The 23,667-nt window shown below is 59.3% G+C and carries 28 protein-coding genes and 2 tRNA genes; 23 read left to right on the forward strand and 7 right to left on the reverse strand.

Annotation, left to right across the window (positions count from 1 at the left end; genetic code table 11):
• Positions 1 to 62: 62 nt before the first annotated feature.
• The 3 genes from D7241_RS03780 to D7241_RS03790 all read left to right on the forward strand — a co-directional run bounded on the left by D7241_RS03780 (position 63) and on the right by D7241_RS03790 (position 1,558).
• Positions 63 to 542: a chemotaxis protein CheW gene (locus D7241_RS03780; protein ID WP_255980356.1), complete on the forward strand. Its 480-nt coding sequence runs from the start codon at positions 63 to 65 to the stop codon at positions 540 to 542.
• Positions 543 to 545: 3 nt separating this feature from the next.
• Positions 546 to 959, forward strand: coding sequence for a DUF2802 domain-containing protein (locus D7241_RS03785; RefSeq protein ID WP_408100366.1), 414 nt, complete (start codon positions 546 to 548; stop codon positions 957 to 959).
• Between the two features lie 158 nt (positions 960 to 1,117).
• A complete protein-coding gene (locus D7241_RS03790; protein ID WP_255980352.1) occupies positions 1,118 to 1,558 on the forward strand; it encodes a rhodanese-like domain-containing protein in 441 nt (146 codons plus the stop codon).
• Here the strand turns inward: D7241_RS03790 and D7241_RS03795 are convergent.
• Both D7241_RS03795 and D7241_RS03800 read right to left on the reverse strand, forming a co-directional pair.
• Positions 1,530 to 1,862, reverse strand: coding sequence for an EscU/YscU/HrcU family type III secretion system export apparatus switch protein (locus D7241_RS03795; protein ID WP_255980350.1), 333 nt, complete (start codon positions 1,860 to 1,862; stop codon positions 1,530 to 1,532). The genes D7241_RS03790 and D7241_RS03795 overlap by 29 nt on opposite strands.
• Positions 1,859 to 3,379 (reverse strand): flagellar hook-length control protein FliK, encoded by a 1,521-nt coding sequence (locus D7241_RS03800; protein ID WP_408100367.1) that lies wholly within the window; start codon positions 3,377 to 3,379, stop codon positions 1,859 to 1,861. The genes D7241_RS03795 and D7241_RS03800 overlap by 4 nt, the downstream gene beginning before the upstream one ends.
• A gap of 132 nt (positions 3,380 to 3,511) precedes the next feature.
• Between D7241_RS03800 and ccmA the strand changes: the two genes are divergently transcribed.
• The 15 genes from ccmA to D7241_RS03875 all read left to right on the forward strand — a co-directional run bounded on the left by ccmA (position 3,512) and on the right by D7241_RS03875 (position 16,761).
• Positions 3,512 to 4,147, forward strand: a complete 636-nt coding sequence (gene ccmA / locus D7241_RS03805) for a cytochrome c biogenesis heme-transporting ATPase CcmA (RefSeq protein WP_408100368.1) — start codon at positions 3,512 to 3,514, stop codon at positions 4,145 to 4,147.
• Complete coding sequence (gene ccmB / locus D7241_RS03810) at positions 4,144 to 4,815, forward strand: heme exporter protein CcmB (protein WP_408100369.1); 672 nt, start codon at positions 4,144 to 4,146, stop codon at positions 4,813 to 4,815. The genes ccmA and ccmB overlap by 4 nt, the downstream gene beginning before the upstream one ends.
• Before the next feature lie 61 nt (positions 4,816 to 4,876).
• Complete coding sequence (locus D7241_RS03815) at positions 4,877 to 5,632, forward strand: heme ABC transporter permease (RefSeq protein WP_255980344.1); 756 nt, start codon at positions 4,877 to 4,879, stop codon at positions 5,630 to 5,632.
• Positions 5,629 to 5,805 (forward strand): heme exporter protein CcmD, encoded by a 177-nt coding sequence (gene ccmD, locus D7241_RS03820; RefSeq protein ID WP_255980342.1) that lies wholly within the window; start codon positions 5,629 to 5,631, stop codon positions 5,803 to 5,805. Before D7241_RS03815 ends, ccmD begins: the two co-directional genes overlap by 4 nt.
• Positions 5,802 to 6,269 carry a cytochrome c maturation protein CcmE gene (gene ccmE, locus D7241_RS03825; protein ID WP_408100370.1) on the forward strand — a complete coding sequence of 156 codons (468 nt, stop codon included), beginning with the start codon at positions 5,802 to 5,804 and terminating at the stop codon, positions 6,267 to 6,269. Before ccmD ends, ccmE begins: the two co-directional genes overlap by 4 nt.
• Complete coding sequence (locus tag D7241_RS03830; protein ID WP_408100371.1) at positions 6,266 to 8,239, forward strand: heme lyase CcmF/NrfE family subunit; 1,974 nt, start codon at positions 6,266 to 6,268, stop codon at positions 8,237 to 8,239. The genes ccmE and D7241_RS03830 overlap by 4 nt, the downstream gene beginning before the upstream one ends.
• A gap of 1 nt (position 8,240) precedes the next feature.
• Positions 8,241 to 8,771 (forward strand): DsbE family thiol:disulfide interchange protein, encoded by a 531-nt coding sequence (locus D7241_RS03835; RefSeq protein WP_408100372.1) that lies wholly within the window; start codon positions 8,241 to 8,243, stop codon positions 8,769 to 8,771.
• Complete coding sequence (locus tag D7241_RS03840; protein ID WP_408100373.1) at positions 8,768 to 9,241, forward strand: cytochrome c-type biogenesis protein; 474 nt, start codon at positions 8,768 to 8,770, stop codon at positions 9,239 to 9,241. The genes D7241_RS03835 and D7241_RS03840 overlap by 4 nt, the downstream gene beginning before the upstream one ends.
• Positions 9,238 to 10,452, forward strand: coding sequence for a c-type cytochrome biogenesis protein CcmI (gene ccmI / locus D7241_RS03845; protein ID WP_408100374.1), 1,215 nt, complete (start codon positions 9,238 to 9,240; stop codon positions 10,450 to 10,452). Before D7241_RS03840 ends, ccmI begins: the two co-directional genes overlap by 4 nt.
• A 32-nt stretch (positions 10,453 to 10,484) precedes the next feature.
• Positions 10,485 to 10,910, forward strand: coding sequence for a hypothetical protein (locus D7241_RS03850; protein ID WP_408101183.1), 426 nt, complete (start codon positions 10,485 to 10,487; stop codon positions 10,908 to 10,910).
• Positions 10,911 to 11,044: 134 nt separating this feature from the next.
• Entirely contained in the window at positions 11,045 to 11,341 is a 297-nt protein-coding gene (gene fliT / locus D7241_RS03855) for a flagellar protein FliT (protein WP_255980330.1), read from the forward strand.
• Between the two features lie 467 nt (positions 11,342 to 11,808).
• Positions 11,809 to 13,278 carry a sigma-54 dependent transcriptional regulator gene (locus tag D7241_RS03860; protein WP_255980328.1) on the forward strand — a complete coding sequence of 490 codons (1,470 nt, stop codon included), beginning with the start codon at positions 11,809 to 11,811 and terminating at the stop codon, positions 13,276 to 13,278.
• A gap of 226 nt (positions 13,279 to 13,504) precedes the next feature.
• The gene (locus D7241_RS03865; protein ID WP_408100375.1) at positions 13,505 to 14,611 is read left to right on the forward strand and encodes a sensor histidine kinase; all 1,107 of its coding nucleotides are present in this window, start codon (positions 13,505 to 13,507) and stop codon (positions 14,609 to 14,611) included.
• Between the two features lie 5 nt (positions 14,612 to 14,616).
• On the forward strand, positions 14,617 to 16,020 hold the full coding sequence (locus D7241_RS03870) for a sigma-54 dependent transcriptional regulator (RefSeq protein WP_255980324.1): 1,404 nt from the start codon (positions 14,617 to 14,619) through the stop codon (positions 16,018 to 16,020).
• An 81-nt stretch (positions 16,021 to 16,101) separates the two neighbouring features.
• Complete coding sequence (locus tag D7241_RS03875; RefSeq protein WP_408100376.1) at positions 16,102 to 16,761, forward strand: thiopurine S-methyltransferase; 660 nt, start codon at positions 16,102 to 16,104, stop codon at positions 16,759 to 16,761.
• Between the two features lie 172 nt (positions 16,762 to 16,933).
• Here D7241_RS03875 and htpX read toward each other — a convergent pair whose 3' ends face one another.
• From htpX to D7241_RS03890, 3 genes are all read right to left on the reverse strand, one after another.
• On the reverse strand, positions 16,934 to 17,806 hold the full coding sequence (htpX, locus tag D7241_RS03880; protein ID WP_255980320.1) for a protease HtpX: 873 nt from the start codon (positions 17,804 to 17,806) through the stop codon (positions 16,934 to 16,936).
• Positions 17,807 to 17,889: 83 nt separating this feature from the next.
• A complete protein-coding gene (locus tag D7241_RS03885; RefSeq protein WP_408100377.1) occupies positions 17,890 to 18,363 on the reverse strand; it encodes a hypothetical protein in 474 nt (157 codons plus the stop codon).
• A gap of 7 nt (positions 18,364 to 18,370) precedes the next feature.
• Positions 18,371 to 19,582 (reverse strand): pyridoxal phosphate-dependent aminotransferase, encoded by a 1,212-nt coding sequence (locus D7241_RS03890; RefSeq protein WP_408100378.1) that lies wholly within the window; start codon positions 19,580 to 19,582, stop codon positions 18,371 to 18,373.
• 191 nt (positions 19,583 to 19,773) lie between these two features.
• On the opposite strand from D7241_RS03890, the gene msrB reads away from it, so the two are divergent.
• The 3 genes from msrB to D7241_RS03905 are packed head-to-tail and all read left to right on the forward strand — an operon-like array spanning position 19,774 to position 21,621.
• Positions 19,774 to 20,172 (forward strand): peptide-methionine (R)-S-oxide reductase MsrB, encoded by a 399-nt coding sequence (gene msrB, locus D7241_RS03895; protein WP_408100379.1) that lies wholly within the window; start codon positions 19,774 to 19,776, stop codon positions 20,170 to 20,172.
• Between the two features lie 35 nt (positions 20,173 to 20,207).
• Positions 20,208 to 20,690 carry a glutathione peroxidase gene (locus D7241_RS03900; protein WP_255980312.1) on the forward strand — a complete coding sequence of 161 codons (483 nt, stop codon included), beginning with the start codon at positions 20,208 to 20,210 and terminating at the stop codon, positions 20,688 to 20,690.
• Between the two features lie 52 nt (positions 20,691 to 20,742).
• Positions 20,743 to 21,621, forward strand: coding sequence for an ATP-binding protein (locus D7241_RS03905; protein WP_255980310.1), 879 nt, complete (start codon positions 20,743 to 20,745; stop codon positions 21,619 to 21,621).
• 46 nt (positions 21,622 to 21,667) lie between these two features.
• Here the strand turns inward: D7241_RS03905 and D7241_RS03910 are convergent, their stop codons facing one another.
• Together D7241_RS03910 and D7241_RS03915 are read right to left on the reverse strand one after the other, a co-directional pair.
• Entirely contained in the window at positions 21,668 to 22,351 is a 684-nt protein-coding gene (locus tag D7241_RS03910; RefSeq protein ID WP_255980308.1) for a glutathione S-transferase family protein, read from the reverse strand.
• Between the two features lie 114 nt (positions 22,352 to 22,465).
• Positions 22,466 to 23,233, reverse strand: a complete 768-nt coding sequence (locus tag D7241_RS03915) for a hypothetical protein (protein ID WP_408100380.1) — start codon at positions 23,231 to 23,233, stop codon at positions 22,466 to 22,468.
• Between the two features lie 213 nt (positions 23,234 to 23,446).
• On the opposite strand from D7241_RS03915, the gene D7241_RS03920 reads away from it, so the two are divergent.
• Positions 23,447 to 23,522, forward strand: a tRNA-Glu gene (locus D7241_RS03920).
• A 14-nt stretch (positions 23,523 to 23,536) separates the two neighbouring features.
• Positions 23,537 to 23,612 (forward strand) — tRNA-Gly (locus D7241_RS03925).
• Positions 23,613 to 23,667: the final 55 nt, after the last annotated feature.

Below are 23,667 nucleotides of genomic sequence, written 5' to 3' on the forward strand. Positions count from 1 at the left end.
CGCAAGCGGCCCGAGTAATCGATAGAATCGACCGCCACAGCGGTATTTGAAGAGGTGGGGCTATGAAAATGACTTCCGCACAGGGCTCCGAAGATCCGGTCCTGCAATGGGTAACCTTCCGTCTGGATAATGAGACCTACGGCATCAATGTGATGCAGGTTCAGGAAGTGTTGCGCTATACCGAAATTGCACCGGTGCCGGGCGCGCCGAGCTATGTACTCGGCATCATCAACCTGCGCGGCAATGTGGTCACCGTGATCGATACGCGCCAGCGCTTCGGTCTTGAAGCGGCGCCGGTGTCGGACAACACGCGGATCGTGATCATCGAGGCGGATCGCCAGGTGATCGGGATTCTGGTCGACAGCGTCGCGGAGGTGGTCTACCTGCGCCAGTCGGAGATCGAAACCGCGCCCAATGTTGGTAACGACGAGTCGGCGAAGTTTATCCAGGGCGTTTGCAACAAGAACAATGAGCTGCTGATTCTGGTCGAACTGGACAAGATGATGAGCGAAGAAGAATGGGCGGAACTTGAGAGCATCTGATACATGATCGCGTCGCTGGTTGCGGCGGTCGTCGCGCTTGCCTTGTGCTGCCTGGCATTGCTGGGCTGTTGCATCTGGCTATTCCGGCGTCAGCGGCGCCAGGCCGAGTTGCAAGCGCACCAGGATGAAATCCGTGACAAGCGGATCAAGGAACTAGGTGCCCGTCTGGACACCTACCTTGAAGGCAGCGTGCGGATGGGCAAGAACTTGCACGAGCTGTCACGCATCGTTGCCCCGCTGCCAGAAAAGCTCAGTCAGCTTGAACAGCGAGATCCGAACAACTTCTCCTTCTCCCAAGCCGCCAAGCTGGTCGGAATGGGTGCCAGTATCGATGATCTGACGCAGTCCTGCGGTCTTTCCCAGTCTGAAGCCGAATTGATGAGCAAACTGCATCAGGCACGGCGCAACCCTGGTTAGTTGCGCGTTTGTTTCATCACCTCTAGTCGAATTTGTGACGCATGCCTGGCCGGTTGGCTGCGCCATGGAACGTTGTAATCATTGCTCCCTCCAATGCGTACAAGGCTTCGCCCGAGTCCGGTGCAGGCCTGTGCCCGGCTTCGGGCGAGGAGGGAGTAATGCTGCGCATTCTGACGTTGCTTCTGCTGGCGAGCCCGGCATGGCTTTATGCGGCCGAAGCGCCGACTGAAGTCGAAGGTGCAATGACTGTTAACGTTTACCAGGCTAAACAGCTCCATGATCTCGGCGCGGTTTTCGTTGATGTGCGCCCTCGTCGAGAGTGGGGCTGGGGCCACGTTGACGGTGCGGTGCATCTGGATCTGGCGCGGGAGTTTTTCGGGTTGTCGCACCTCGACTGGCCGAGAACGGTGCCGTTGGTGGTCTATTGCGATAGCGAAGTCTGTCCTGCCAGCGCAGAGGCGGTTCGCCTTGCCGTCGCCTGGGGCTATGAGCAGGTCTTCTATTTTCGACAGGGCTACTTCGCCTGGATGTTGCAAGACTTTCCACAGGAAAAGGGCAGGTTCAGTGGTGTCACGACCCTGAACGCTCAGGCCCACTGAGTCGGGGAAGTGGCGACGAGGCCTGTTGCTCGGTGAATCCTTGCGGGCATTTCCCCTTCAGATACCACGCAAAGGCGATGATTTCGGCGATCGTGCGATAAAGCGCCTCGGGTATCGCATCGCCGAGTTCCAGTCGCGCCAGCAGTTTTACCAGTTCGGCATTTTCATAGATCGGCACTTCATGTTCGCGGGCGATCGCCAATATCGCTTCGGCCAACTCATCGTCGCCCTTGGCTGAGAGGGTCGGGGTGCTTACTCCGTCGTAAGTGAGCGCGATGGCCTGACGTGGTGTGTTGACGGTCATGCGGTTTCATCCACGAAACGTTGATCCAGAGCGGTGCGAGGCCCCTGCGGTGGCATTCCCTGGCGGCAGGCGAGTTCTCCGACGTTCAATCCGGCCGTGACCAGTCGCTGGCGCAAATGGTCGAGTTCCGCCGAGATCAGGTTGGCGGTGCCGCTGTTCTCTGCCCATATCTGACTCGACAGGCTGCCGTGCGCCAGCTGTGCCTGTACCTGCAGCGGGCCCAGGGGTGCGACGTCAAATGCGAGTTCGACTTTCCAGAGGGTTTCTGGTTTTTCCTTGCGATTATGCTGAGATTCTTCTTCGCGTTGCAGTTTCACCTGCAGTGGGACGATGTCGTGCTGATCACGCATCGGCACCTCGATCTGCCAGGTCGTGACCTGAGTCCCGTCCGGGCTGGTCTGGGTTTGTGCGAGGCTGGACAGCTGGTGCGTCTGCAATCGTGAAACAGCCGCAGCCGCAAGTTTCAGCAACATCTCCAGGTCGGCTTCGCCGTCGGCATCCAGCGACAATCGGCTCGGTAGTGGAAAGCTTTGCGCCAGTTGGCGAGCGTTCGGTTGTCCCAGCGCACCCAGAGCGTTGCGGGCAAAGGCCGGCAGTGCCTGGCCCAGGGTCGCGCCCGCCTGGGCGGTAGTCAGCGGTCCACCGGGTAGTCCTGGCAATTGCGCGACCAGACGGAGCAGGGCTGCTTTCATATCTGCCGTCAGGTTGCCCGTCTGACCGCTCAGCAGGCTCCCTTCGAGAAAGACACCGCTCCGGGCCAATGCCTGTGCCAGTGTCTTGGCATCACCCAACTGTTGCATGTCCGGGACCAAACCGAGTAATCGCTCGGCCGCGCCGCGCAACTGCTCGGGTAATGTGGCGCTGGATGTAAGTGCGCCAAGCAACCCTTCGATCGAGCCTTGACGATTACTTTGTGCAGTCAGTTGCTGGCCCAGCACCAACTGATCGAGACGACCGCTCAGCGGCATGAACGCCAGCGATTGATCGCCTTGGACGCGGGCCGTGATCAGGCTGCCCGGCGCGAGCGGTACGGCTGATTCGATGTTCAGCTTCTGGCCGACAAGCGGCGAGTTGAGCAGACTGATCACTGCTTTGAATACGGTTTGTCCAGCCTGCTGGATCTGTTGGCTGGCCGTCACCTTGCCCTGTATCACCGTGCCGACCGGTAGCTGGTCGAGATCGATGCTGCTTTGGGGCTGTCGGTTGCCTGGCTGTAGCGTGGCTAAAAGACGAGTGTCGGAAACCGCGGTGACGAGCATGGCCGCTCCAGGCGCGGCTGCTTTGGGGCTGCCGGCCTCAACCGTGGCTTGCCGCCCGTTGTTCAGAGTCAGGCGCAGCGTCATTTGAAAGGTCTGCAACGCTTCCTTGATGCTAATGACCTCGGCCTCGGCGCTTTCCCCTGCGGCTAGCAACCCCTGCATTGGCTGCAGCAGTTTCAACGCCACGTCGGCCGCCGTGGTAATCGGCCGGGACGGGCCGGAAGCGGGGATCGCCTGGGTGCTTTTGATCTCGGTCATTTTACTTAAATGCTCTTACAACCTTTCGCCTTTGTGGCCTTTGGTGCCGAGGCTCGCCATGTATAATTCCGGCCGCCCGGCTTGCCGTCCAGTGTAGCGGCCGCGCTCCTTTCATCTTGAGGTATCCATAGCGTGTCCAGTCCCTTTCTAGAAGCTGTGGCGCTTTCCTGCGAGCGGGATTGGCGCCTCTTGTTCGAGAGGTTAGACCTGCGGATTACCAAAGGGGAAATGTTGCAGATCGCCGGGCCCAACGGTAGCGGGAAAACCAGCCTGCTGCGGTTGCTCTCAGGTCTGATGCAACCGACCGCGGGTGAGGTGCTGCTTAACGGCCATGGCCTCGAAACCCAGCGCGGGGAATTGGCCCGCAATCTATTGTGGATTGGCCATGCAGCGGGTATCAAAGGGCTGCTGACTGCCGAGGAAAACCTCACATGGTTATGCGCGCTGCATCAGCCTGCGGCCCGTGACGCCATCTGGCAAGCGCTCGACGCGGTGGGGCTACGTGGCTTCGAAGATGTTCCCTGTCATACGCTTTCCGCTGGCCAGCAACGCCGTGTCGGTCTGGCCCGTCTGTATCTGTCGCCGCCGCCCTTGTGGATTCTCGATGAGCCTTTCACCGCGCTGGACAAGCATGGCGTGGCTCAACTCGAACGCCATCTGGCGGCCCACTGCGAGCAGGGCGGTATGGTTGTGCTGACTACACATCACTCGCTTACCTGTAAACCGGTGGGCTTCCGCGAGATCGAACTGGGGCAGCGGGCCGCATGAGTAATGTCTTCACCCTGTTGTTGGTCCGCGAAGGTCGTCTTCTATTTCGCCGCCCGGCCGAACTGGCAAACCCGCTGGTGTTCTTCGCCATTGTCATCGCCTTGTTTCCTTTGGCGGTCGGCCCGGAGTCGCAGTTATTACAGACGATTTCGCCAGGGCTGGTCTGGGTGGCCGCCCTGTTGGCCGTGTTGCTTTCGCTGGATGGGCTGTTCCGTAGCGATTTCGAAGACGGCTCGCTCGAGCAGTGGGTCGTTTCGCCGCACCCCTTGGCACTTCTGGTGCTTGCCAAGGTACTGGCACACTGGGCTTTTTCAGGCTTGGCGCTGGTGCTGCTGGCGCCACTGCTGGGACTCATGCTGGGAATGCCGTTGAGTGCGCTGCCGGTGCTGCTGATGTCGCTGCTGCTGGGCACTCCGGTGCTCAGTCTGCTGGGCGCGGTTGGTGCGGCATTGACCGTTGGTCTCAAGCGTGGCGGCTTATTGCTGGCGCTGCTCATCCTTCCTCTCTACATCCCCGTGCTGATTCTGGGCAGCGGGGCGTTGCAGGCAGCGTTGCAGGGCCTGCCTGCTGCCGGTCACCTATTATGGCTTTCCAGCCTGACTGCTCTGGCGGTTACCCTGACACCCTTTGCGATAGCGGCCGGCCTGAAGATTAGTGTCGGCGAATGATGGAATGCACGATGGCTCTACCCGATAGCGGAACGCGCGTTGCCACTGCGAGGCAAGCTCTATGAACTGGACATGGTTCCACAAGCTGGGTTCGCCCAAATGGTTCTACGAAATCAGCAGCCGCTGGATGCCTTGGCTGGCCTGGGCGTCGCTCGTACTAATCAGTGTGGGGGTGGTCTGGGGGCTGGCGTTTGCGCCGCAGGATTACCAGCAGGGCAATAGCTTCCGCATCATCTATATCCACGTGCCTGCTGCATTTCTCGCTCAGTCGATCTACGTAATGCTGGCAGTTGCGGGTGTGGTCGGCCTGGTATGGAAAATGAAGCTGGCTGACGTCGCGTTGCAGCAAGCCGCACCCATCGGCGCGTGGATGACCTTTATCGCTTTGCTCACCGGTGCGGTATGGGGCAAGCCGACCTGGGGCGCCTGGTGGGTGTGGGATGCACGCCTGACATCGATGCTGATTCTCCTGTTCTTGTACTTCGGCATCATTGCGCTCGGTCAGGCTATCAGCAATCGCGACAGCGCGGCGAAGGCCTGCGCGGTGCTGTCCATCGTCGGGGTGGTGAATATCCCGATCATCAAATACTCGGTGGAGTGGTGGAACACCCTTCATCAGCCCGCCACGTTCACCGTCACGGAAAAACCCGCCATGCCTGCGGAGATGTGGTTGCCGCTGTTAGTGATGGTGTTGGGCTTCTACTGCTTCTTCACGTTGGTGCTGCTGATGCGCATGCGTCTCGAAGTGCTGCGCCGTGAATCCCGGAGCAACTGGGTGAAGGCTGAAGTGAAAGCGTTGGTGGGCAAAGCCGCATGAATTTCTCATCGTTTTCCGAGTTCATCGCCATGGGTAACCATGGCCTGTATGTCTGGACGGCCTACGGCATTAGTCTGGCCGTCCTGATTCTGAACGTTGCGCTGCCGATGATGGCGCGTCGGCGTTACCTGCAAGACGAGGCGCGTCGTTTGCGCCGGGAGGAAATGAAGTGAATCCTGTGCGCAAGAAGCGTCTGTTTATCGTGCTGGCCATCCTGGCCGGCGTGGGTATTGCCGTGACGCTGGCATTGTCTGCTTTGCAAGAGAACATCAACCTCTTCTATACCCCAACTCAGATTGCTGCGGGCGAAGCACCGGAAGGCACACGCATCCGTGCCGGCGGCATGGTCGAAGAGGGCTCGGTACAACGCAGCAACGATTCGTTGACGGTGTCCTTTCGTGTCACCGACTACGCCGAAGCAGTCACCATCCAATACCAGGGGATTCTTCCTGACCTGTTCCGTGAAGGGCAGGGGATTGTCGCGCTGGGGCGAGTGAATTCGGACGGGGTGCTGGTCGCTGATGAAGTGCTGGCCAAGCATGACGAAAATTACATGCCACCTGAAGTCACCGCAGCGCTGGAGAAAAGCGGTAAGAGCAAACCCTACGGCGGCAGCGAGCAGGAGTACGCGAAATGATTCCGGAGCTCGGCCATCTGGCGATGATTCTGGCGCTGTGCCTGGCAATTGTGCAGGGCACGCTTCCGCTGATCGGTGCCTGGCGCGGTGATCGCCAATGGATGGGCTTGGCTCAGCCCGCGGCGTGGGGGCAGTTTTCCTTCCTGGCGTTTTCCTTCGCGTGCCTCACGTACGCGTTCATGGTGGATGATTTCTCTGTCGCTTATGTCGCGCAGAACTCCAACAGCGCTTTGCCCTGGTATTACAAATTCAGCGCCGTATGGGGCGCGCATGAAGGGTCGCTGTTGCTCTGGGCCTTCATTCTTGCGGGCTGGACTTTTGCGGTATCGATTTTTTCCCGCCAACTGCCGGAAGACATGTTGGCCCGGGTACTGGGTGTGATGGGCTTGATCAGCATCGGGTTCCTGCTGTTTCTGATCCTCACCTCCAATCCCTTCGAGCGACTGCTGCCGCAAGCGCCGATGGATGGGCGTGATCTCAATCCGCTACTTCAGGACTTCGGCTTGATCGTACACCCGCCGATGCTCTACATGGGCTATGTCGGTTTCTCGGTGGCCTTTGCGTTCGCCATCGCCGCGCTGCTTGGCGGTCGTCTGGATGCCGCCTGGGCACGTTGGTCGCGTCCCTGGACGCTGATCGCCTGGGCGTTTCTCGGCACTGGTATTGCGCTGGGCTCCTGGTGGGCCTATTACGAGTTGGGCTGGGGCGGCTGGTGGTTCTGGGACCCGGTGGAGAATGCGTCCTTCATGCCCTGGCTGGTGGGCACGGCGCTAATTCATTCGTTGGCAGTGACGGAAAAACGTGGCGTCTTCAAGAGCTGGACGGTGCTGCTGGCGATTGCGGCATTCTCGCTCAGCCTGCTGGGTACCTTCCTGGTTCGCTCCGGCGTGCTGACCTCGGTTCACGCCTTTGCCACCGATCCGGAGCGCGGTGTCTTCATCCTGGCGTTTCTGCTGTTGGTGGTAGGCGGTTCGCTGACCCTGTTCGCCTTGCGCGCACCGGTAGTCAAGAGCCAGATCGGCTTTGGCCTGTGGTCGCGGGAAACGCTGCTGCTGGTCAACAACCTGCTGCTGGTGGTTGCAACCGCAATGATTCTGCTGGGCACGTTGTATCCGCTGTTGCTCGATGCTTTGTCCGACACGAAACTCTCGGTCGGGCCGCCATATTTCAATGCCATGTTCCTGCCGCTCGTTGGTGCGCTGATGCTCGCGCTCGGCGTGGGGATTCTGGTGCGCTGGAAAGACACTCCAGTGAAGTGGCTGATTGGCATGCTGACCCCGGTACTGATTACCAGCGCTGTCCTTGGCGGGCTGGGTTCGATGGTCTTCGGCGACTTCCATTGGGCTGTGCTGGCTGTCTGCCTGCTTGCGGCCTGGGTGGTAACAGCGGGGATTCGCGACATACTCGACAAGACGCGCCACAAAGGTCTGGTGAAAGGCATTCGTAGCCTGGCGCCGAGCTACTGGGGCATGCAGCTGGCGCATTTCGGGCTGGTGGTGTGTGCGCTGGGCGTGGTGCTGACAAGCCAGCAGAGCGACGAGCGTGATCTGCGCCTGGCACCGGGGGAGTCGTTGCAGTTGGGCGGCTACAGCTTCGTCTTTGATGGCGCCAAGCATTTCGAGGGGCCCAACTTTACCTCCGACAAAGGCACGATTCGCGTCTTCGATGGCGATGAGCAGGTCGCGACACTGCATCCGGAAAAACGCCTCTACACCGTGCAGCAGATGCCGCTGACCGAAGCAGGCATTGATGCCGGTTTCACCCGTGACCTCTATGTGGCGTTGGGCGAGCCTCTAGAAGACGGCGCCTGGGCGGTGCGGGTGCATATCAAGCCGTTTGTGCGCTGGATCTGGCTGGGCGCGTTGCTGATGTCGCTGGGCGGTGTTCTCTCGGTGAGCGACAAACGCTACCGGGTCAAAGTCAGGACCCGCGTCCGCGAGACACTGGGTCTGGCCCAGCAAGGAGCCTGAGATGAAAAGATTGTTGATGTTGCTGCCGCTGGCACTCTTTCTAATCGTCGCCGTGTTTCTTTATCGCGGCTTGTTCCTGGACCCGACGGAGCTTCCGTCGGCGCTGATCGGCAAGCCGCTTCCTTCGTTCTCTCTGCCCTCGGTCGAGGATCCGCAACGGCTGATAAGCGCTCAGGACATCAAAGGCAAACCGGCGCTCGTCAACGTCTGGGCGACTTGGTGCGTGGCCTGCAAGGTCGAACATCCGGTGCTCAACAAGCTTGCAGCGCAGGGCGTGAATATTTATGGAGTCAACTACAAGGACGACAACGCCGCTGCCCAGAAATGGCTCCGGGATTTCCATGATCCCTATCAGCTGAACATTCGCGACGAGCAAGGCAGCCTTGGGCTGGATCTGGGTGTGTACGGCGCTCCGGAAACCTTCATCGTCGACAAGCAGGGCATCATTCGTCACAAGTACGTCGGCGTGATCGACGAGCGCGTCTGGCGCGAGAAGCTTGCCGCGCTTTATCAGGAACTGGTGGACGAATGAGACAGTTGATCCGGGGCGTACTGCTGGCGCTGTGTCTGGTCGGCAGCGCGCACGCGGCGATCGATACGTACGAGTTCAAGAGCGGCGCTGAACGAGAGCGCTACCGCACATTGGTCGAAGAACTGCGTTGCCCTAAATGCCAGAACCAGAACATTGCCGATTCCAACGCGCCCATTGCCATGGACTTGCGGCGTGAAATCTACCGCATGTTGGAAGAAGGGCAGAGCAACGAGCAAATAGTCGATTATCTCGTCGCGCGCTATGGCGACTTCGTGCGCTACAAGCCACCTGTCAACGCCAAGACAGTCCTGCTTTGGTACGGCCCGATAGCCTTGCTGGTGCTTGGCTTTGGCGTACTGGCGTTCATCCTGATACGCCGCCGTCGTGGGGCAGGCATCAACGCGTCGAACACACTTTCCGAGGCCGATCGAGCGCGCCTCGCCACGTTGCTGGATAAAAAACAACCATGATCGATTTCTGGATAGGTGCCGGCCTGCTGTTGTTGGCTGCCCTGGCGTTCCTGCTGCTTCCCTTGCTGCGGGGGCGTCGAATGCAGGCGGAGGAGGACAGGACTGCCCTGAACGTCGCGCTGTATGGAGAGCGGCTTGATGAACTGGCCGTACAGCAGTCAGCTGGAATCCTTACGCCGGAGCAGTTCGAGGCAGGCCGCGCCGATGCGGCGCGCGAACTGCTCGACGACACCGAGGGCGGCGATACGCGGCGCAGTAGCAGTCTGGGTCGTGCCATTCCGCTGATCGCCGCGATTCTGGTGCCGCTGCTTGGCTATGGTCTGTACATGCACTGGGGTGCGAGCGACAAGCTGGAGCTGGCACGCGAGTTTGCTGTGCAACCTAAAACCATGGAAGAAGCGACTGCAAGGCTGGAACGCGCGGTGAAGGCGCAACCCGAATCCACCGAAGCGTGGTATTTCCTTGCCCGGACGTATATGAGTCAGGGGCGTGCCGCCGATGCCGCCGCAGCCTATGCGCAGCTCATCGAGCTGGCAGGTCGTCAGCCGGAACTGCTCGGGCAGTGGGCTCAGGCGTTGTATTTTGCTGAGGATCGTCAGTGGTCGGAGCAAATGCAGCAACTCACCAACGAGGCGCTGAGGAACGACCCCCATGAGGTTACCAGCCTGGGCTTGCTGGGCATCGCTGCGTTTGAAAATGAACGCTTCGAGGAAGCCATAGGTTTTTGGGAGCGTTTGGTTGCCATATTGCCGGCACAAGACCCTTCGCGTCAGGCTATTGAGTCCGGTATCGCGCGGGCTCGCAAGCAACTCGGCGAACCTGCTTCCGACGGTGCGGAACCTGCTGGTGAGACAGCCGCGGTGGCCAGCTCCAGCCTGACAGTCGATGTTCGCCTGGACGCTACTCTGGCGGATGACGTGCAGCCCACCGATACGGTGTTCGTGTTCGCTCGTGCGGTTTCCGGGCCGCCGATGCCGTTGGCGGTGAAACGTCTCACTGTCGCTGATCTGCCTGCTACGGTCAGTTTGAGCGATGCCGATGCAATGACTCCGCAGCTCCGGTTGTCCAACTTCGAACAGGTCAGGCTGTTTGCCCGCATTTCTCGCAGCGGTGATGCCACTCGAGGCGAGTGGAAAGGCAGCAGTACGCCGCTGGCGTTGGGCAACAACGGCACGGTCAAGCTGACAATCGACCAACCTGAAATGCCCTGACCGCAGGCAGGGCGGCTACGAGGCGACTGATGATGACAATGGTTTCCACACGGCATGCATGGCGTTTGCTCAGGGCTTCTGGCGTGATGGCACTGGCGCTGTTGCTCGGCGCATGCGCGGGTAACCCGTATCAGGCATCAAAGCCGACTCCCACGCCTACTCCGCCTGTGTCAGAGCCCCAGGAGCCGGTCGCAAGCCCACCGCCAGTGCGCACGCCGCCGGCGCCACGTCCACCGGCTACACAAAAGAGCCATCCGCGCTACGCGCCGCCGCCTCATGCCGCTGCGCATTGGGACAACCGTCTGGGCGTGTATGTCGTGGAAGGCCGGAACATGTTCTATCGTGAACGGCTTTATTACCGCTGGGATGGCGACTGGTATTGCGCCGGCCGTCCAGATGGTCCATGGGAACCGGTCGCGCTCCCGAGCGTCCCAACGGGTCTTCGCAGTTTGCACTGATCACCAATGGCATTCGGTCCTCTTCCCGTGGCGCACTAAAGCCGAATCGAAAAGTGCCGATAAGGAGTCAGGTCCAGCAATATATTGCCGGGCAGCGGGCTCAGCCTTGTAACCCAGTTCATCCGGAGCAGATCATGAGTGCATCAGTCAAACGTCTTGAAGAAACCGGCAGCGCGCTACGCGATGCGATGGTGCAACAGGACTGGACAGCGATTAGCGTCCTTGATCTGCAGTGCCGTCAGGTCGTCGAAGCTGCAATGAATGAGCCTCGTCAGGATGAGCCTGCGATTCGCCAGCGCCTGCAGGAGCTGGTCAATCTTTATCGTGAACTGGTGACTACGTGCCAAGCGGAGCAACGGCGTGTAGCTGATGAATTGATTCAGCTCAACCAGTCCCAGCAGGGCGCGAAGCTTTACAAGTTGTTCGGCTGATTCTTCGAAGCGTTTTCGTGCTCCGCCACCTACCATTCGTCACCTTAATTTCTGACGTTAAGTACGGTCGGGATTGCTGGCCAGGCTCTCTATATCGCGAGACCGCAGCGACATGGTCGGTATGATTTCGTGGCTGGCTTGTATCCGCGTTCCGCCTGCATGTTCAGCTGAATCACCAGCTAACGTCGTCGAAAAATGCCGCGCATCGTAAATTTCAGATAGTCCCGCTAGATAGGCGTCACCTACCTGACGAAGGCATTTGAACGCGATTGTTGTGGTTATCCTCTTTCTCCTAGCGTCAACAAACCGGATGCTTTCTTAGCATCTTCCGTGTCTAATTCACGTCATAAATTTGACTCGAATCGTTTTTTTTAATTAACTGGTGGCTATCTGCCGGCGGGCGCAATCGTGTTGTTCCAGATACGAGCGCAGGCCTTCTTTTCCAGCCTCTAGAGCCTATAAACAAGATGTGGCGTGAAACCAAGATTTTGTTGATAGACGACGACAAGGATCGTCGCCGCGATTTGGCGGTCATCCTCAACTTTCTGAGTGAAGATCATCTGGCCTGTTCCAGTAGCGACTGGCGCAATGAGGTCGACTCGCTCGAATCTAGCCGCAGTGTGCTCGGCGTTTTGCTCGGCGACGTTTCAGCTAAAGGCGGTGCGGTAGAACTGCTCAAGCAACTCAGTAAATGGGACGAGAATCTGCCTTTGATGCTGATTGGCGAGCCCGTTCCGGCGGACTGGCCGGATGAGATCCGCCGCCGTGTGCTGGCCAGCCTCGAAATGCCCCCGAGCTACAACAAACTGCTCGATTCGCTTCACCGCGCTCAGGTCTACCGTGAGATGTACGACCAAGCCAAGGCGCGCGGGCGTCAGCGCGAACCTAACCTGTTTCGCAGCCTGGTTGGCACCAGCCGTGCCGTACAGCATGTGCGGCAGATGATGCAGCAAGTAGCCGACACCGAGGCGAGCGTGCTTATCCTCGGCGAGTCCGGAACTGGCAAGGAAGTCGTCGCGCGTAACTTGCACTACCATTCCAAGCGCCGCGGCGGGCCTTTCGTTCCAGTCAACTGCGGCGCGATTCCAGCCGAGCTGCTGGAAAGCGAGCTGTTCGGTCACGAGAAGGGCGCCTTTACCGGCGCGATCAGCTCGCGTGCCGGCCGTTTCGAACTGGCCGAAGGCGGGACGCTGTTTCTCGACGAAATCGGTGATATGCCGTTGCCGATGCAGGTCAAATTGCTGCGAGTCCTACAGGAACGCACCTTCGAACGCGTGGGTAGCAACCGTACGCAGAACGCCGATGTACGAATAATCGCGGCGACCCACAAAGATCTGGAGAAGATGATCGTAGACGGCAGCTTCCGTGAGGATCTGTATTACCGTCTCAATGTTTTCCCCATCGAAATGGCTCCGCTACGCGAGCGTATCGAGGACATTCCGCTGCTGATGAACGAGCTCATCTCGCGCATGGAGCATGAGAAGCGCGGCTCGATTCGCTTCAACTCCGCTGCGATCATGTCGTTATGCCGTCACGATTGGCCGGGCAACGTGCGCGAACTGGCGAACCTCGTCGAGCGAATGGCAATCATGCATCCGTACGGCGTAATCGGGGTGATGGAGCTGCCGAAGAAGTTCCGCCATGTCGATGATGACGACGAGCAATATGCAGCCAATATGCATGACGAGATGGAGGAGAGGGCCGCGATCAACGCGCCCATCGTCGTATCCGACGCGCACGCAATGCTTCCCCTTGAAGGCCTCGATCTGAAAGACTACCTGGGCAATCTGGAGCAGGGGCTTATTCAGCAGGCCCTCGAAGATGCCGGCGGCGTCGTTGCCCGCGCTGCTGAACGTCTTCGTATTCGTCGAACGACCCTCGTCGAGAAGATGCGCAAATACGGCATGAATCGTCGCGACGACGATCTCGACGAGTGAGTACCCGCCACGCCGCTGGCCCGGCGGCGTGGCTTCCTTTATCTCATCTCTATACGCACGCCCATGCGCTAGGCATGATCCTTGCTGCCTGACATTCGACCGACCATCTTTTTGACGGATACGAGTGCCAGTGACTTCAGCGTTCTCTTCATTAGCTGTTACCCAGCATTCTGCCAAGGCAGCAGCAAACGCCGAGCTTGAACAATCACTCGAGTTGTTCACTCGCATGTCCGGTCGGTTAGGCGAATCCCAGCAGCTGTTACAGGTCCACGTAGCCGAGCTGAAAGATCAACTCGCCGAAACCAGCGCACTGCGTCTGCGTGAATTCGACGAGAAGGAGCGCCTGGCCAATCGCCTGCAGAGTCTGTTGGACCTCTTGCCTGGCGGTGTCATCGTCATAGACGGCCAAGGTGTAGTCCGCGAAGCCAATCCGGTTGCTCTGGAGCTTCTGGGCGAGCCGCTCGAAGGCCAGCTCTGGCGTGAGGTGATCGCGCGCAGCTTTGCCCCCCGCAAGGACGATGGTCATGAGGTTTCTTTGAGGGACGGACGCCGTGTCTCGATCGCCACCCGCTCGCTGAATGGCGAACCCGGGCAGCTCGTATTGCTTACCGATCTGACCGAGACGCGAAGATTGCAGGAGCAATTGGCGCGTCATGAGCGTTTGTCGTCGCTGGGTCGGATGGTCGCTTCGCTGGCCCATCAGATTCGCACACCGTTATCGACAGCATTGTTGTACGCCAGTCACTTGGAGCAAGGTGGGCTGTCCGACGAGCATCAGCAACGTTTTGCCGGTCGACTGAAGGACCGTTTGAACGAGCTGGAACACCAAGTCCGCGACATGCTGCTCTTCGCTCGCGGCGATCTGCCGCTGGAGGATCAGCTGGCGCCCGCCGAGCTGCTGACGGCGTTGCGCTCTGCGGCCGAAGCGCGCGTGCAGGGCATCGCCATTCGTTGGCAATGCGACGTGCGGAACGGTGGCTTGCGATGCAACCGTGACACACTGGTGGGTGCGTTGCTCAATCTGATCGAGAACGCGCTTCAGGCCGTCAGCAACCATCCGCGGCTTAAGGTGCATCTCTACATTCGAGGTTCGGTATTGCGGATCAGCATCAGCGACAACGGTGCGGGAATCGATGCCGCGACTCTGGCGCGGCTCGGCGAGCCGTTTTTCACCACCAAGGCGACAGGAACCGGGCTGGGTCTGGCCGTGGTCAAGTCGGTTGCGCGTGCCCATTCAGGTGCGCTTGAGTTGCGCTCTCGGCCGGGTCGAGGGACCTGCGCCATTTTGCAGCTGCCGCTGCTTCCGGTGTGCGCGCCGGCAATTTCGGAGTGAAGACGATGGCTGCCAAAATTCTCTTGGTCGAGGACGACCGCGCACTGCGAGAGGCGCTGAGCGATACCCTGGTCCTCGGTGGTTATTCGCACCGGGCGGTTGATTGCGCCGAGGCCGCGTTGCTTGCTCTGCAAGAGGAAGGCTTCGGCCTGGTGGTCAGCGATGTGAACATGCCCGGCATGGATGGTCATGCGTTGCAGGTACTCGTGCGCCAGCGGTATCCGCAGGTGCCGGTATTGCTAATGACCGCTTACGGCGCCGTCGAGCGAGCCGTCGAGGCGATGCGTCAGGGTGCCGTGGACTACCTAGTCAAGCCGTTTGAACCGAAGGTCTTACTCGGTCTTGTCGCTCGACATGCCTGCGGCCAAATTGGCGAGGCCGATCCACAAGGGCCAGTCGCGGTCGAGCCTGCGAGTCAGCAACTGCTGGCATTGGCGGCCCGCGTCGCGCAGAGCGATTCGACCGTGCTTGTCTCCGGCGAGTCCGGTACCGGCAAAGAAGTGTTGGCCCGCTACATCCATCAGCAGTCACAGCGCGCAGGCAAACCTTTCATCGCGATCAACTGCGCTGCGATACCGGACAACATGCTCGAGGCGACGCTGTTCGGTCACGAGAAGGGCGCCTTCACTGGCGCAATCGCGACTCAGCCGGGCAAATTCGAGCTGGCCGAAGGCGGCACGCTACTGCTCGACGAAATCTCTGAGATGCCGTTGGCGCTGCAAGCCAAGTTGCTACGCGTATTGCAGGAGCGCGAGGTCGAGCGCGTCGGCGCCCGCAAACCGATAGCGCTGGATATCCGAGTCGTCGCCACGACCAACCGTGATTTGGCGGAGGAAGTCCGAAGCGGGCGCTTCCGTGAAGATCTGTTTTATCGGCTTTCGGTATTCCCGCTCGCCTGGCCCGCCTTGCGTGACCGACCTGCGGATATCGTTCCGCTTGCCGAGCGCCTGCTGACAAGTCATGCGCTGAAGATGCGCCAGCCTACCGCCAAGCTCACGTCCGAGGCGCGCCAGTGCCTGCTCGGCCATCCCTGGCCCGGCAATGTCCGCGAGCTGGATAACGCCATCCAGCGCGCTCTGATACTGCAACAAGGCGGTTTGATCCGCCCGGAGGATCTCTGCCTGACCGTGACGGCTGGTTTCGCTTCGCTAGCGCGAGGAGCAGCTGACACTACGCCATTGGACCCAGTACGCGCCGTTCCACCCGCCTCGGCAGAAGCGGGCAACGCGTTGGGCGAAGACCTGCGGCGTCGTGAATTCGAGTTGATCCTCGACACCCTGCGAGCCGAGCGTGGCCGACGCAAGGAGACCGCCGACCGGTTGGGCATCAGTGCGCGCACGCTGCGCTACAAGCTTGCGCAGATGCGTGACGCCGGTATGGATCCGGAAGCCGCCTTGTACGCCAGCTAAACGTGAACCTGAAAGGTCCCTCGAGGATCGGCGCGGGCGGCTCTGATAAGCTTCGTCGATCATGACTACGAGGGTCTGAAGGTGGACGAAGCATTCTGGCAACGGCGCTGGGCGCGCAATGAAATCGGCTTTCACCTGAGCGAGGTCAACCCTTATTTGCTCCGCCACTGGCCGAGTTTGCGATTAGCCAGAGGGTCCAGGGTCCTGGTGCCGCTGTGCGGAAAAAGCCTCGATATGGCATGGCTGGCCGAGCAGGGCTTCGCCGTGCTCGGCGTGGAGCTGAGCGAACGCGCAGTCGAAGACTTCTTTGCTGGCCAGGGGGTGGCCGCGGATGTGAGCCGCCAGGGCGTGTTCAAGGTCTACCGTGCAGGTTCGCTGGAAATCCGATGTGGCGATTTCTTCGCCCTGAGCCGCAGCGACGTCGCGGATTGCCAGGGACTCTACGATCGAGCCGCGCTAATCGCACTGCCTGCGGCGATGCGTCAGCGTTACGTCGGGCATCTAACGAGCGTTCTCGCGCCGGGCTGTCAGGGCTTGCTGGTGTCCCTGAACTACGAGCAAGAGCAGATGCCCGGACCGCCATTTTCCGTCAGTGATGCCGAAGTTCGGCAATCGCTGAGCGCCCATTGGGACATCGAGTTGCTGGAGCAGGCGGATGTGCTGGAAGGCAACTGGAAGTTCCTCCAACGCGGGCTGACGCGCCTGGAAGAAAACTGCTATCGGCTCAGAAGGATGGAATAGGCGTTTGCTCCCATTGCGGAGCGATGATGCAACAAGGGTCGCGACTAGGTGTTTGAGGATTACACCCAAGCTGCGATTGCGAACGTTCGATGGAAGGCAGCGCGTTGCGCGCCGCCAACCAGTTCGCTGAAACCATCTGCATCATTTATTGCGGGAGCTGATGTCCGTTCGTTCAGCCGCGCTGACGCAGCGCTTCGATACGATCTTCCAAAGACGGGTGCGTCATCAACAGTCCGGCCAGGCCATTACGCAAGGCGCCGTTGATGCTGAAGGCTTTGAGGCTGTCCGGCATATCCACCGGTACGCCCTGTTCGGTACGTAGCCGCTGTAGCGCGCCGATCATCGCGGTGGTGCCAGCCAACTGCGCCCCTGCTTCATCAGCGCGAAACTCGCGTTTACGCGAGAACCACATGACCACGATGCTGGCGAGAATGCCCAGCACCAGCTCAGCGAAGATTGTCGCGACGAAGTAGCCGATGCCATGACCGTCTTCGTTCTTCAGGATCACCCGATCGACGAAGCTGCCGAAGATCCGCGCGAAGAACATGACAAAGGTATTCACCACCCCCTGAATCAGGGCAAGGGTCACCATATCGCCGTTCGCGACGTGGCCGATCTCGTGAGCCAATACAGCTTTGACTTCATCTGGAGAAAAGCGCTCGAGCAGGCCCTGGCTGACAGCGACCAGCGCGTCGTTCTTGTTCCAGCCGGTTGCGAAGGCGTTGGCTTCGTAGGCGGGGAAAATACCCACTTCCGGCATCTTGATACCAGCTTCGCGAGAGAGCTGCTCGACGGTCTGCAGCAGCCATTGTTCGTGACGAGTACGAGGCTGGCTGATGATTTCGGTACGGGTGCTCATTTTCGCCATCCACTTGGAGATGAACAGCGAAACCAGTGCACCGGCGAAGCCGAAGACGGCGCAGAAAATCAGCAGACTGCCGTAGTTCTGACCCGTGTAGCGATCCACCCCAAGCAGCTTCAGGGTGATGCTGGCAACGACCAGTACAGCCAGGTTGGTGGCCAGGAACAAGAAAATGCGCATCATGTTGCGGCAGACTCCAAGGGGAACAGTAAAGAACGATAGGCTATATAAGGTGCGGCTCGGCGCTATTCAACCGGGCGACTATTTCAAGCTATGTCGCCCGTGGCGCGGGCGCGCTCGGTGTTGGCTGTTGGCGTGCTGCCTAACAGTTGACGGGTCAGCTGCGCAAGCTGTTCGCTGTGGCCGTCGCGTAGCGCCTGACGAAGTTGATGGGCGAGGCTGGAATGAACCCGACGCACGCTCGGAGGTAGCGATTCGTTACTGGTCACTGCTTCAGGCACGCTGCTCGATAAGCGCAGAAATGCCTTCTCGGTGAGAACGGTCTGGTCGATTGCTTGATGTTGGATAATGCTCTCGAATCGCAGATAACCTTCATCGGCCAGCCACAGGAGCGCTCCCAGACAGCTCTGATGCCGCTTGCTGGGCAGGCCGAACTCGTCTGGTTCTTCCAGACCGATCAGGTCTTCGACGTATAGCGTGACTTTCCGAGGGAACGCCTGATAGAGCAACAGCAGACCGGCGGCGGCGTCCCGGTAGAAATCGTCGATCTGCAAATCCATGGAGTCGCTACTGGCTGTAGGTCTTGAGGAAGTTACCGATGCGGCCGATTGCCTGTTCGAGATCGTCCACCCGCGGCAGCGTGACCACACGGAAGTGATCCGGCCATGGCCAGTTGAACGCGGTGCCCTGAACGATCAGCAGCTTTTCGGACAGCAACAGGTCGAGTACGAACTTCTCGTCGTTATGGATTGGGCATATCTTCGGATCGATTCGGGGGAAGGCGTAGAGCGCGCCCATCGGCTTGACGCAACTGATGCCGGGAATGTCATTGAGCAGTTCCCAAGTGCGGTTGCGCTGCTCCAGCAGACGGCCTGGCGGCAGGACCAGATCGTTGATGCTCTGATACCCGCCGAGTGCGGTCTGAATCGCGTGTTGTGACGGCACGTTGGCACACAGGCGCATATTGGCCAGTATGTCGATGCCCTCGATATAGCTCTGCGCCTTGTGCTTGGGTCCCGAAATCACCACCCAGCCGGAGCGAAAGCCGGCGACCCGATAGGATTTGGACAGGCCGTTGAAGGTCAGGCAAAGGACGTCCGGCGCCAGCGATGCGGTGCAGGTATGCACCGCGTCGTCATAGAGAATCTTGTCGTAGATTTCGTCGGAAAACAGTACCAGTTTGTGCTGACGCGCCAGCTCGACCATGCCTTCCAGCACTTCGCGCGGGTAAACCGCACCGGTCGGGTTGTTCGGATTGATCAGCACCAGCGCCTTGGTATTGGGTGTGATCTTGGCCTTGATATCAGCTAGATCCGGCCACCAGTTGGCCTGCTCATCACAGAGGTAGTGCACCGGCTTGCCGCCTGCCAAACTCACTGCGGCAGTCCACAATGGATAATCTGGGGCGGGGATCAGTACCTCGTCGCCGTTGTTGAGCAACGCCTGCATGGACATCACGATCAGCTCGGATACACCGTTGCCGAGGTAGATATCCTCGATGGTCACGCCTTCTACCTGCTTCTGCTGGTAGTACTGCATGATGGCCTTGCGCGCGCTGAAGAGGCCTTTGGAATCGCTATAGCCTTGCGCGGTCGGCAGGTTGCGGATCACGTCCTGAAGGATTTCTTCAGGGGCTTCGAAACCGAACGGCGCCGGATTGCCAATGTTCAGCTTGAGGATGCGATGACCTTCCTCTTCCAGGCGTTTGGCGTGCTTGAGCACTGGCCCGCGGATGTCGTAGCAGACATTGGCGAGCTTGTTCGATTTGCTTACCTGCATGATCCTGAGTGTCCCGAAGTGGAGACGTGCCATGCGCTTGAAAGGCTGGCAACGTTTGGCATGAACCCGGGCGCCTTGGCAGTCGGAAACCCCGCTGCCAGACTAGGCGTCTAAGAGCAACGCATCATACGTGCGGCCCGACTACCGGAAAAGGTACAGATCGGCCTTTTTTCAGATGACGAGGTGTACCGATGGAAAAGCTAGAAAAACCGCTCGACACCTGGCGTGAAGAGCTTTCCGACGAGCAGTTTCAGGTTTGTCGCCTGGGTGCGACCGAGCGTCCGTTTAGCGGCAAGTACAATGACGCGAAAACCCCCGGTATCTATCATTGCGCCTGCTGCGACGCACCGTTGTTCGACTCGGATGCCAAGTTCGACTCCGGTTGTGGCTGGCCCAGCTACTTCCAGCCCGTCAGCGATACGGCTATCTCAAGCGTCGACGACTTTAGCCACGGTATGCATCGTATCGAGGTCAAATGCTCGCGCTGCGATGCGCATCTCGGCCATGTCTTTCCGGACGGCCCGGCTCCGACCGGCCTGCGCTATTGCATCAATTCAGCGTCTCTCAACCACAAGCCGCGTGAAGCCTGATCGGCATCCGAAACGCAGCCATCGGGACACCAATCATGCGCGATCCGCTGTTAGAAATTCCCTGCATTTCCATTGATGGTCAGGCGAAAACTCTGGCCGATTTTGGCGGTAAGGTGCTGCTGGTGGTCAATACAGCCAGCCAGTGTGGTTTCACACCGCAGTACAAGGGGTTGGAAGCGCTATGGAGGCGCTATGCGGAGCAGGGGTTGGTGGTGCTCGGGTTTCCCTGCGATCAGTTCGGCCGGCAGGAGCCGGGCGACGAGGAACAGATCGCCACATTCTGCGAGCGCAACTTCGGTGTCAGCTTCCCGTTGTTCGCCAAGGTCCAGGTCAATGGCGGCGATGCACATCCATTATTCGTCCAACTGAAAAAGCGTGCGCCGGGTCTGCTTGGCAGCAAGGCGATCAAGTGGAATTTCACCAAGTTCCTGATTGCCGATGAGGGGCGCTCCATTGAGCGCTTCTCGTCGCGGACGCCGCCGGAGGCGTTGGTAACCCATATCGAATCTCGCCTTTAAGCTTGCGGTGAAAACCTGGTGGCGCGGGCCACATTTATTTTGGAGTCGTTGAATGGATGCCGAGCTGAAAGCCTTCTTGCAGCGCGCCGATGCGCTGATCACGCGCCTGGAGCCCTTGTTGCCGTCGCCGCGCGCATCGATAGACTGGGCCAGCAGCCTGGCCGCACGTTGGCACCGCGAGGGGCAGGGCGGCTATCTACAGCCGTTGAGCGTATCGCTCGATCTGAATCTGGCTGACCTGATCGGCATTGACCGGCAGCGCGAGTTGCTGTCGAACAATACCCGCCAGTTCGTGGCTGGCCTACCAGCCAACCACGTGCTGCTCTGGGGCTCGCGGGGAACTGGCAAGTCTTCGCTGATTCGAGCGCTACTGGCCGAGCATGCGCCAGCGGGTCTGCGCCTGATCGAGATCGAGCGCGATCATCTGGCTGATCTGCCGAAAGTGGTCGAGCAGCTTGCCGGGCAGTCGCAACATTTCGTGGTGTTCTGCGACGACCTGTCATTCGAGGCGGGTGAAGGCGATTACCGTGTGTTGAAAAGCGTGTTGGACGGCTCCCTGGAGCGAGCGCCGGAAAATGTACTGCTGTACGCCACGTCCAATCGTCGGCATCTGGTGCCGGAACGCCAGAGCGATAACGAGAACTGGCAGATGATCGACGGTGAGCTGCATCCCAATGAAGCGGTTGAAGACAAGATTGCGCTGTCTGACCGCTTCGGCCTCTGGCTTTCGTTCTATCCTTTCAGTCAGGAACATTACCTGAATGTAGTGCGGCACTGGATCGGGTCGCTGGCCGAGCAGGCCGGGCTCAGCTGGAGCTGGGATGAAGCGCTGGAGAAGGACGCGATTCGCTGGGCTACCGCACGGGGCAATCGCAACGGCCGTTGCGCCTACCAGTTCGCGCGGCAGTGGGTGGGAATTCGTTTGCTCTGAGGCGCTGGACAGGTGCCCGATAACTCGTGAGCGCCGTTGCAGTGAGTCAGCTGGGCTGCTTCGCGCTCTTGCCCATTTCGATGAGCTTGGCGGTCATGCGCTGTTCGCCTGGCAGTAGGTTTTGCACTGAAACGAGCGCCTTCATTCGCGCAAAGTGAGCTGCAAGCGCTGGCCAGCGCCCCGCATCGACCACTTCGCCGCCGTGTTCCATGTTGATCAACTGGCAAGCGAAAGCGATATCGGCCATCGAGAGCTGACTGCCGATGAAGTAATCGTTTTCGCCCAGTTGCCGCTCAAGGTAATCAAAGTGCGGCGGCAGCTTTTCGTTCAGTGCTGCCTGGACGCTTTCTTCGTTGCACGGGTGGCCCGAGCTCGGCTTCAGTATCCGATTGCGAAATACGCCGAAAGTCGTCAGCGGAGCAAGTTCATAGTCGGCGTATTTTTCCAGCCAGCGTACCTGTGCGCGTTGTGCTGCGTTGTTTCCGTACAGCCGCGCGGTGTTTTCGTAGGCTTCTTCGAGGTATTGGCAGATCACGCTGGAATCAGCGAGACAGAGCTCACCGTCCTTGAAGGCTGGGATACGTCCGAGGGGATTGAGCTGTAAATACCATTCTGGTGGCGTGAACGGCATAACCATTTCGAGCTGATAGTCCAGGCCCCGCTCTAGTAGGCACAGACGGACTTTGCGAACGAATGGCGACAGCGGGGCGCCAAATACAGTCAAGGACATAGAGATTCTCCAAGGCATTGCTGGGTATAGGGTGGCAGCCGGCAAGGGAGAATGCACCCGCATCCCGAGTTGGCGCGTTGTCTGGGTTGCCTCGCCTACATTTTCAACGACCTGCTAGTAGATATTGTTCTTCTTCCAGTCGTCTTCATTTTCGAAGTTCTTCAGACCTTCTGCCAGCTCATTGGGTTCGTCAAGCTTCGGTTGGTGTTGCGTCTGCTCGAGTTGATTCGCGTGGGTGTAGCTCGCTTCTAGCTGTTGCAGCTGGGTCTGGTAATCCGCCTGGTTGGATTGCTTGCGGATGTATTGAATGCCGCGCTCGAAGGCGAGGCGTGCCTTGTGCGCGCTTCCCTGCCGCAGGGCCTGCTGTCCGATGTTGGTGAAATACTCTATGTGTAACATCACCATCATCCGCTGGATCTGGTGCAACCAGCGTTTGGCCGCGTTCGTATCGAGCTGACCCTGCTTGTTGGCCCAGATCACTTGTGCGTGTAGATCTTCCAACAGCAGGCGAGCCTCTTTGGCCTGAGCCTCGGTGAGAATTTTCACCGGGGTGTTCTGTACCGGAATTTCGTCGCCCTTGGCAACGGCGTTGCGCAGCAGTTCGACGCGGGCCGTAATGGCGGAGTTCTTCTTCTCCAATGGCAGTAGCCGTTCGCCCAGGTGCAGCTCGAGCCTCGCCAGCATCAGCTTGAGTGCAGGGCTCATCATCTGCCCTGGAATGCTGTCGGAAAGATTGGCGCAGCGACGTATTCGGTCGTTGAGCTCAGCTCGCATGCGAGCCTTTTCCAGATTGTTCTTTTCGACGATCTGGTTGATGAAGCCAATCGCTATCAATATGAACAGGCCAGCAATGACCAATCCTGCAATCAGAACCGGGGACACGGGACGCACCTCTCTATCGGGCGGTTTTTTGTCGAGTGTAGAGCGTTAGATGGCAAGCTGATAGCTCGACGCGGCTTCGGAATCCTTCGTTTAAAAAAATCTCGAATGGCGCTTGACGACTATTCATGTCCTCCATAGAATGCGCGCCACTTGCAGCGTGAAGCACATCGCAGACGCTGGAAGCCGGAATGAAAGCTGTAGTTTCCGGGCTGCGTCCCCTTCGTCTAGTGGCCTAGGACACCGCCCTTTCACGGCGGTAACAGGGGTTCGAGTCCCCTAGGGGACGCCACTTTTTGTTTTAGCGCGGGAATAGCTCAGTTGGTAGAGCACGACCTTGCCAAGGTCGGGGTCGCGAGTTCGAGTCTCGTTTCCCGCTCCAAATTCGCTTGCGAAAGGCCTTTAAGCCAATCGAAAGCATAAAGAAAGCGACCTAG

Origin of the sequence: Stutzerimonas sp. VN223-3 (assembly GCF_045999685.1) — a bacterium.
GTDB lineage: Bacteria > Pseudomonadota > Gammaproteobacteria > Pseudomonadales > Pseudomonadaceae > Stutzerimonas > Stutzerimonas stutzeri_AR.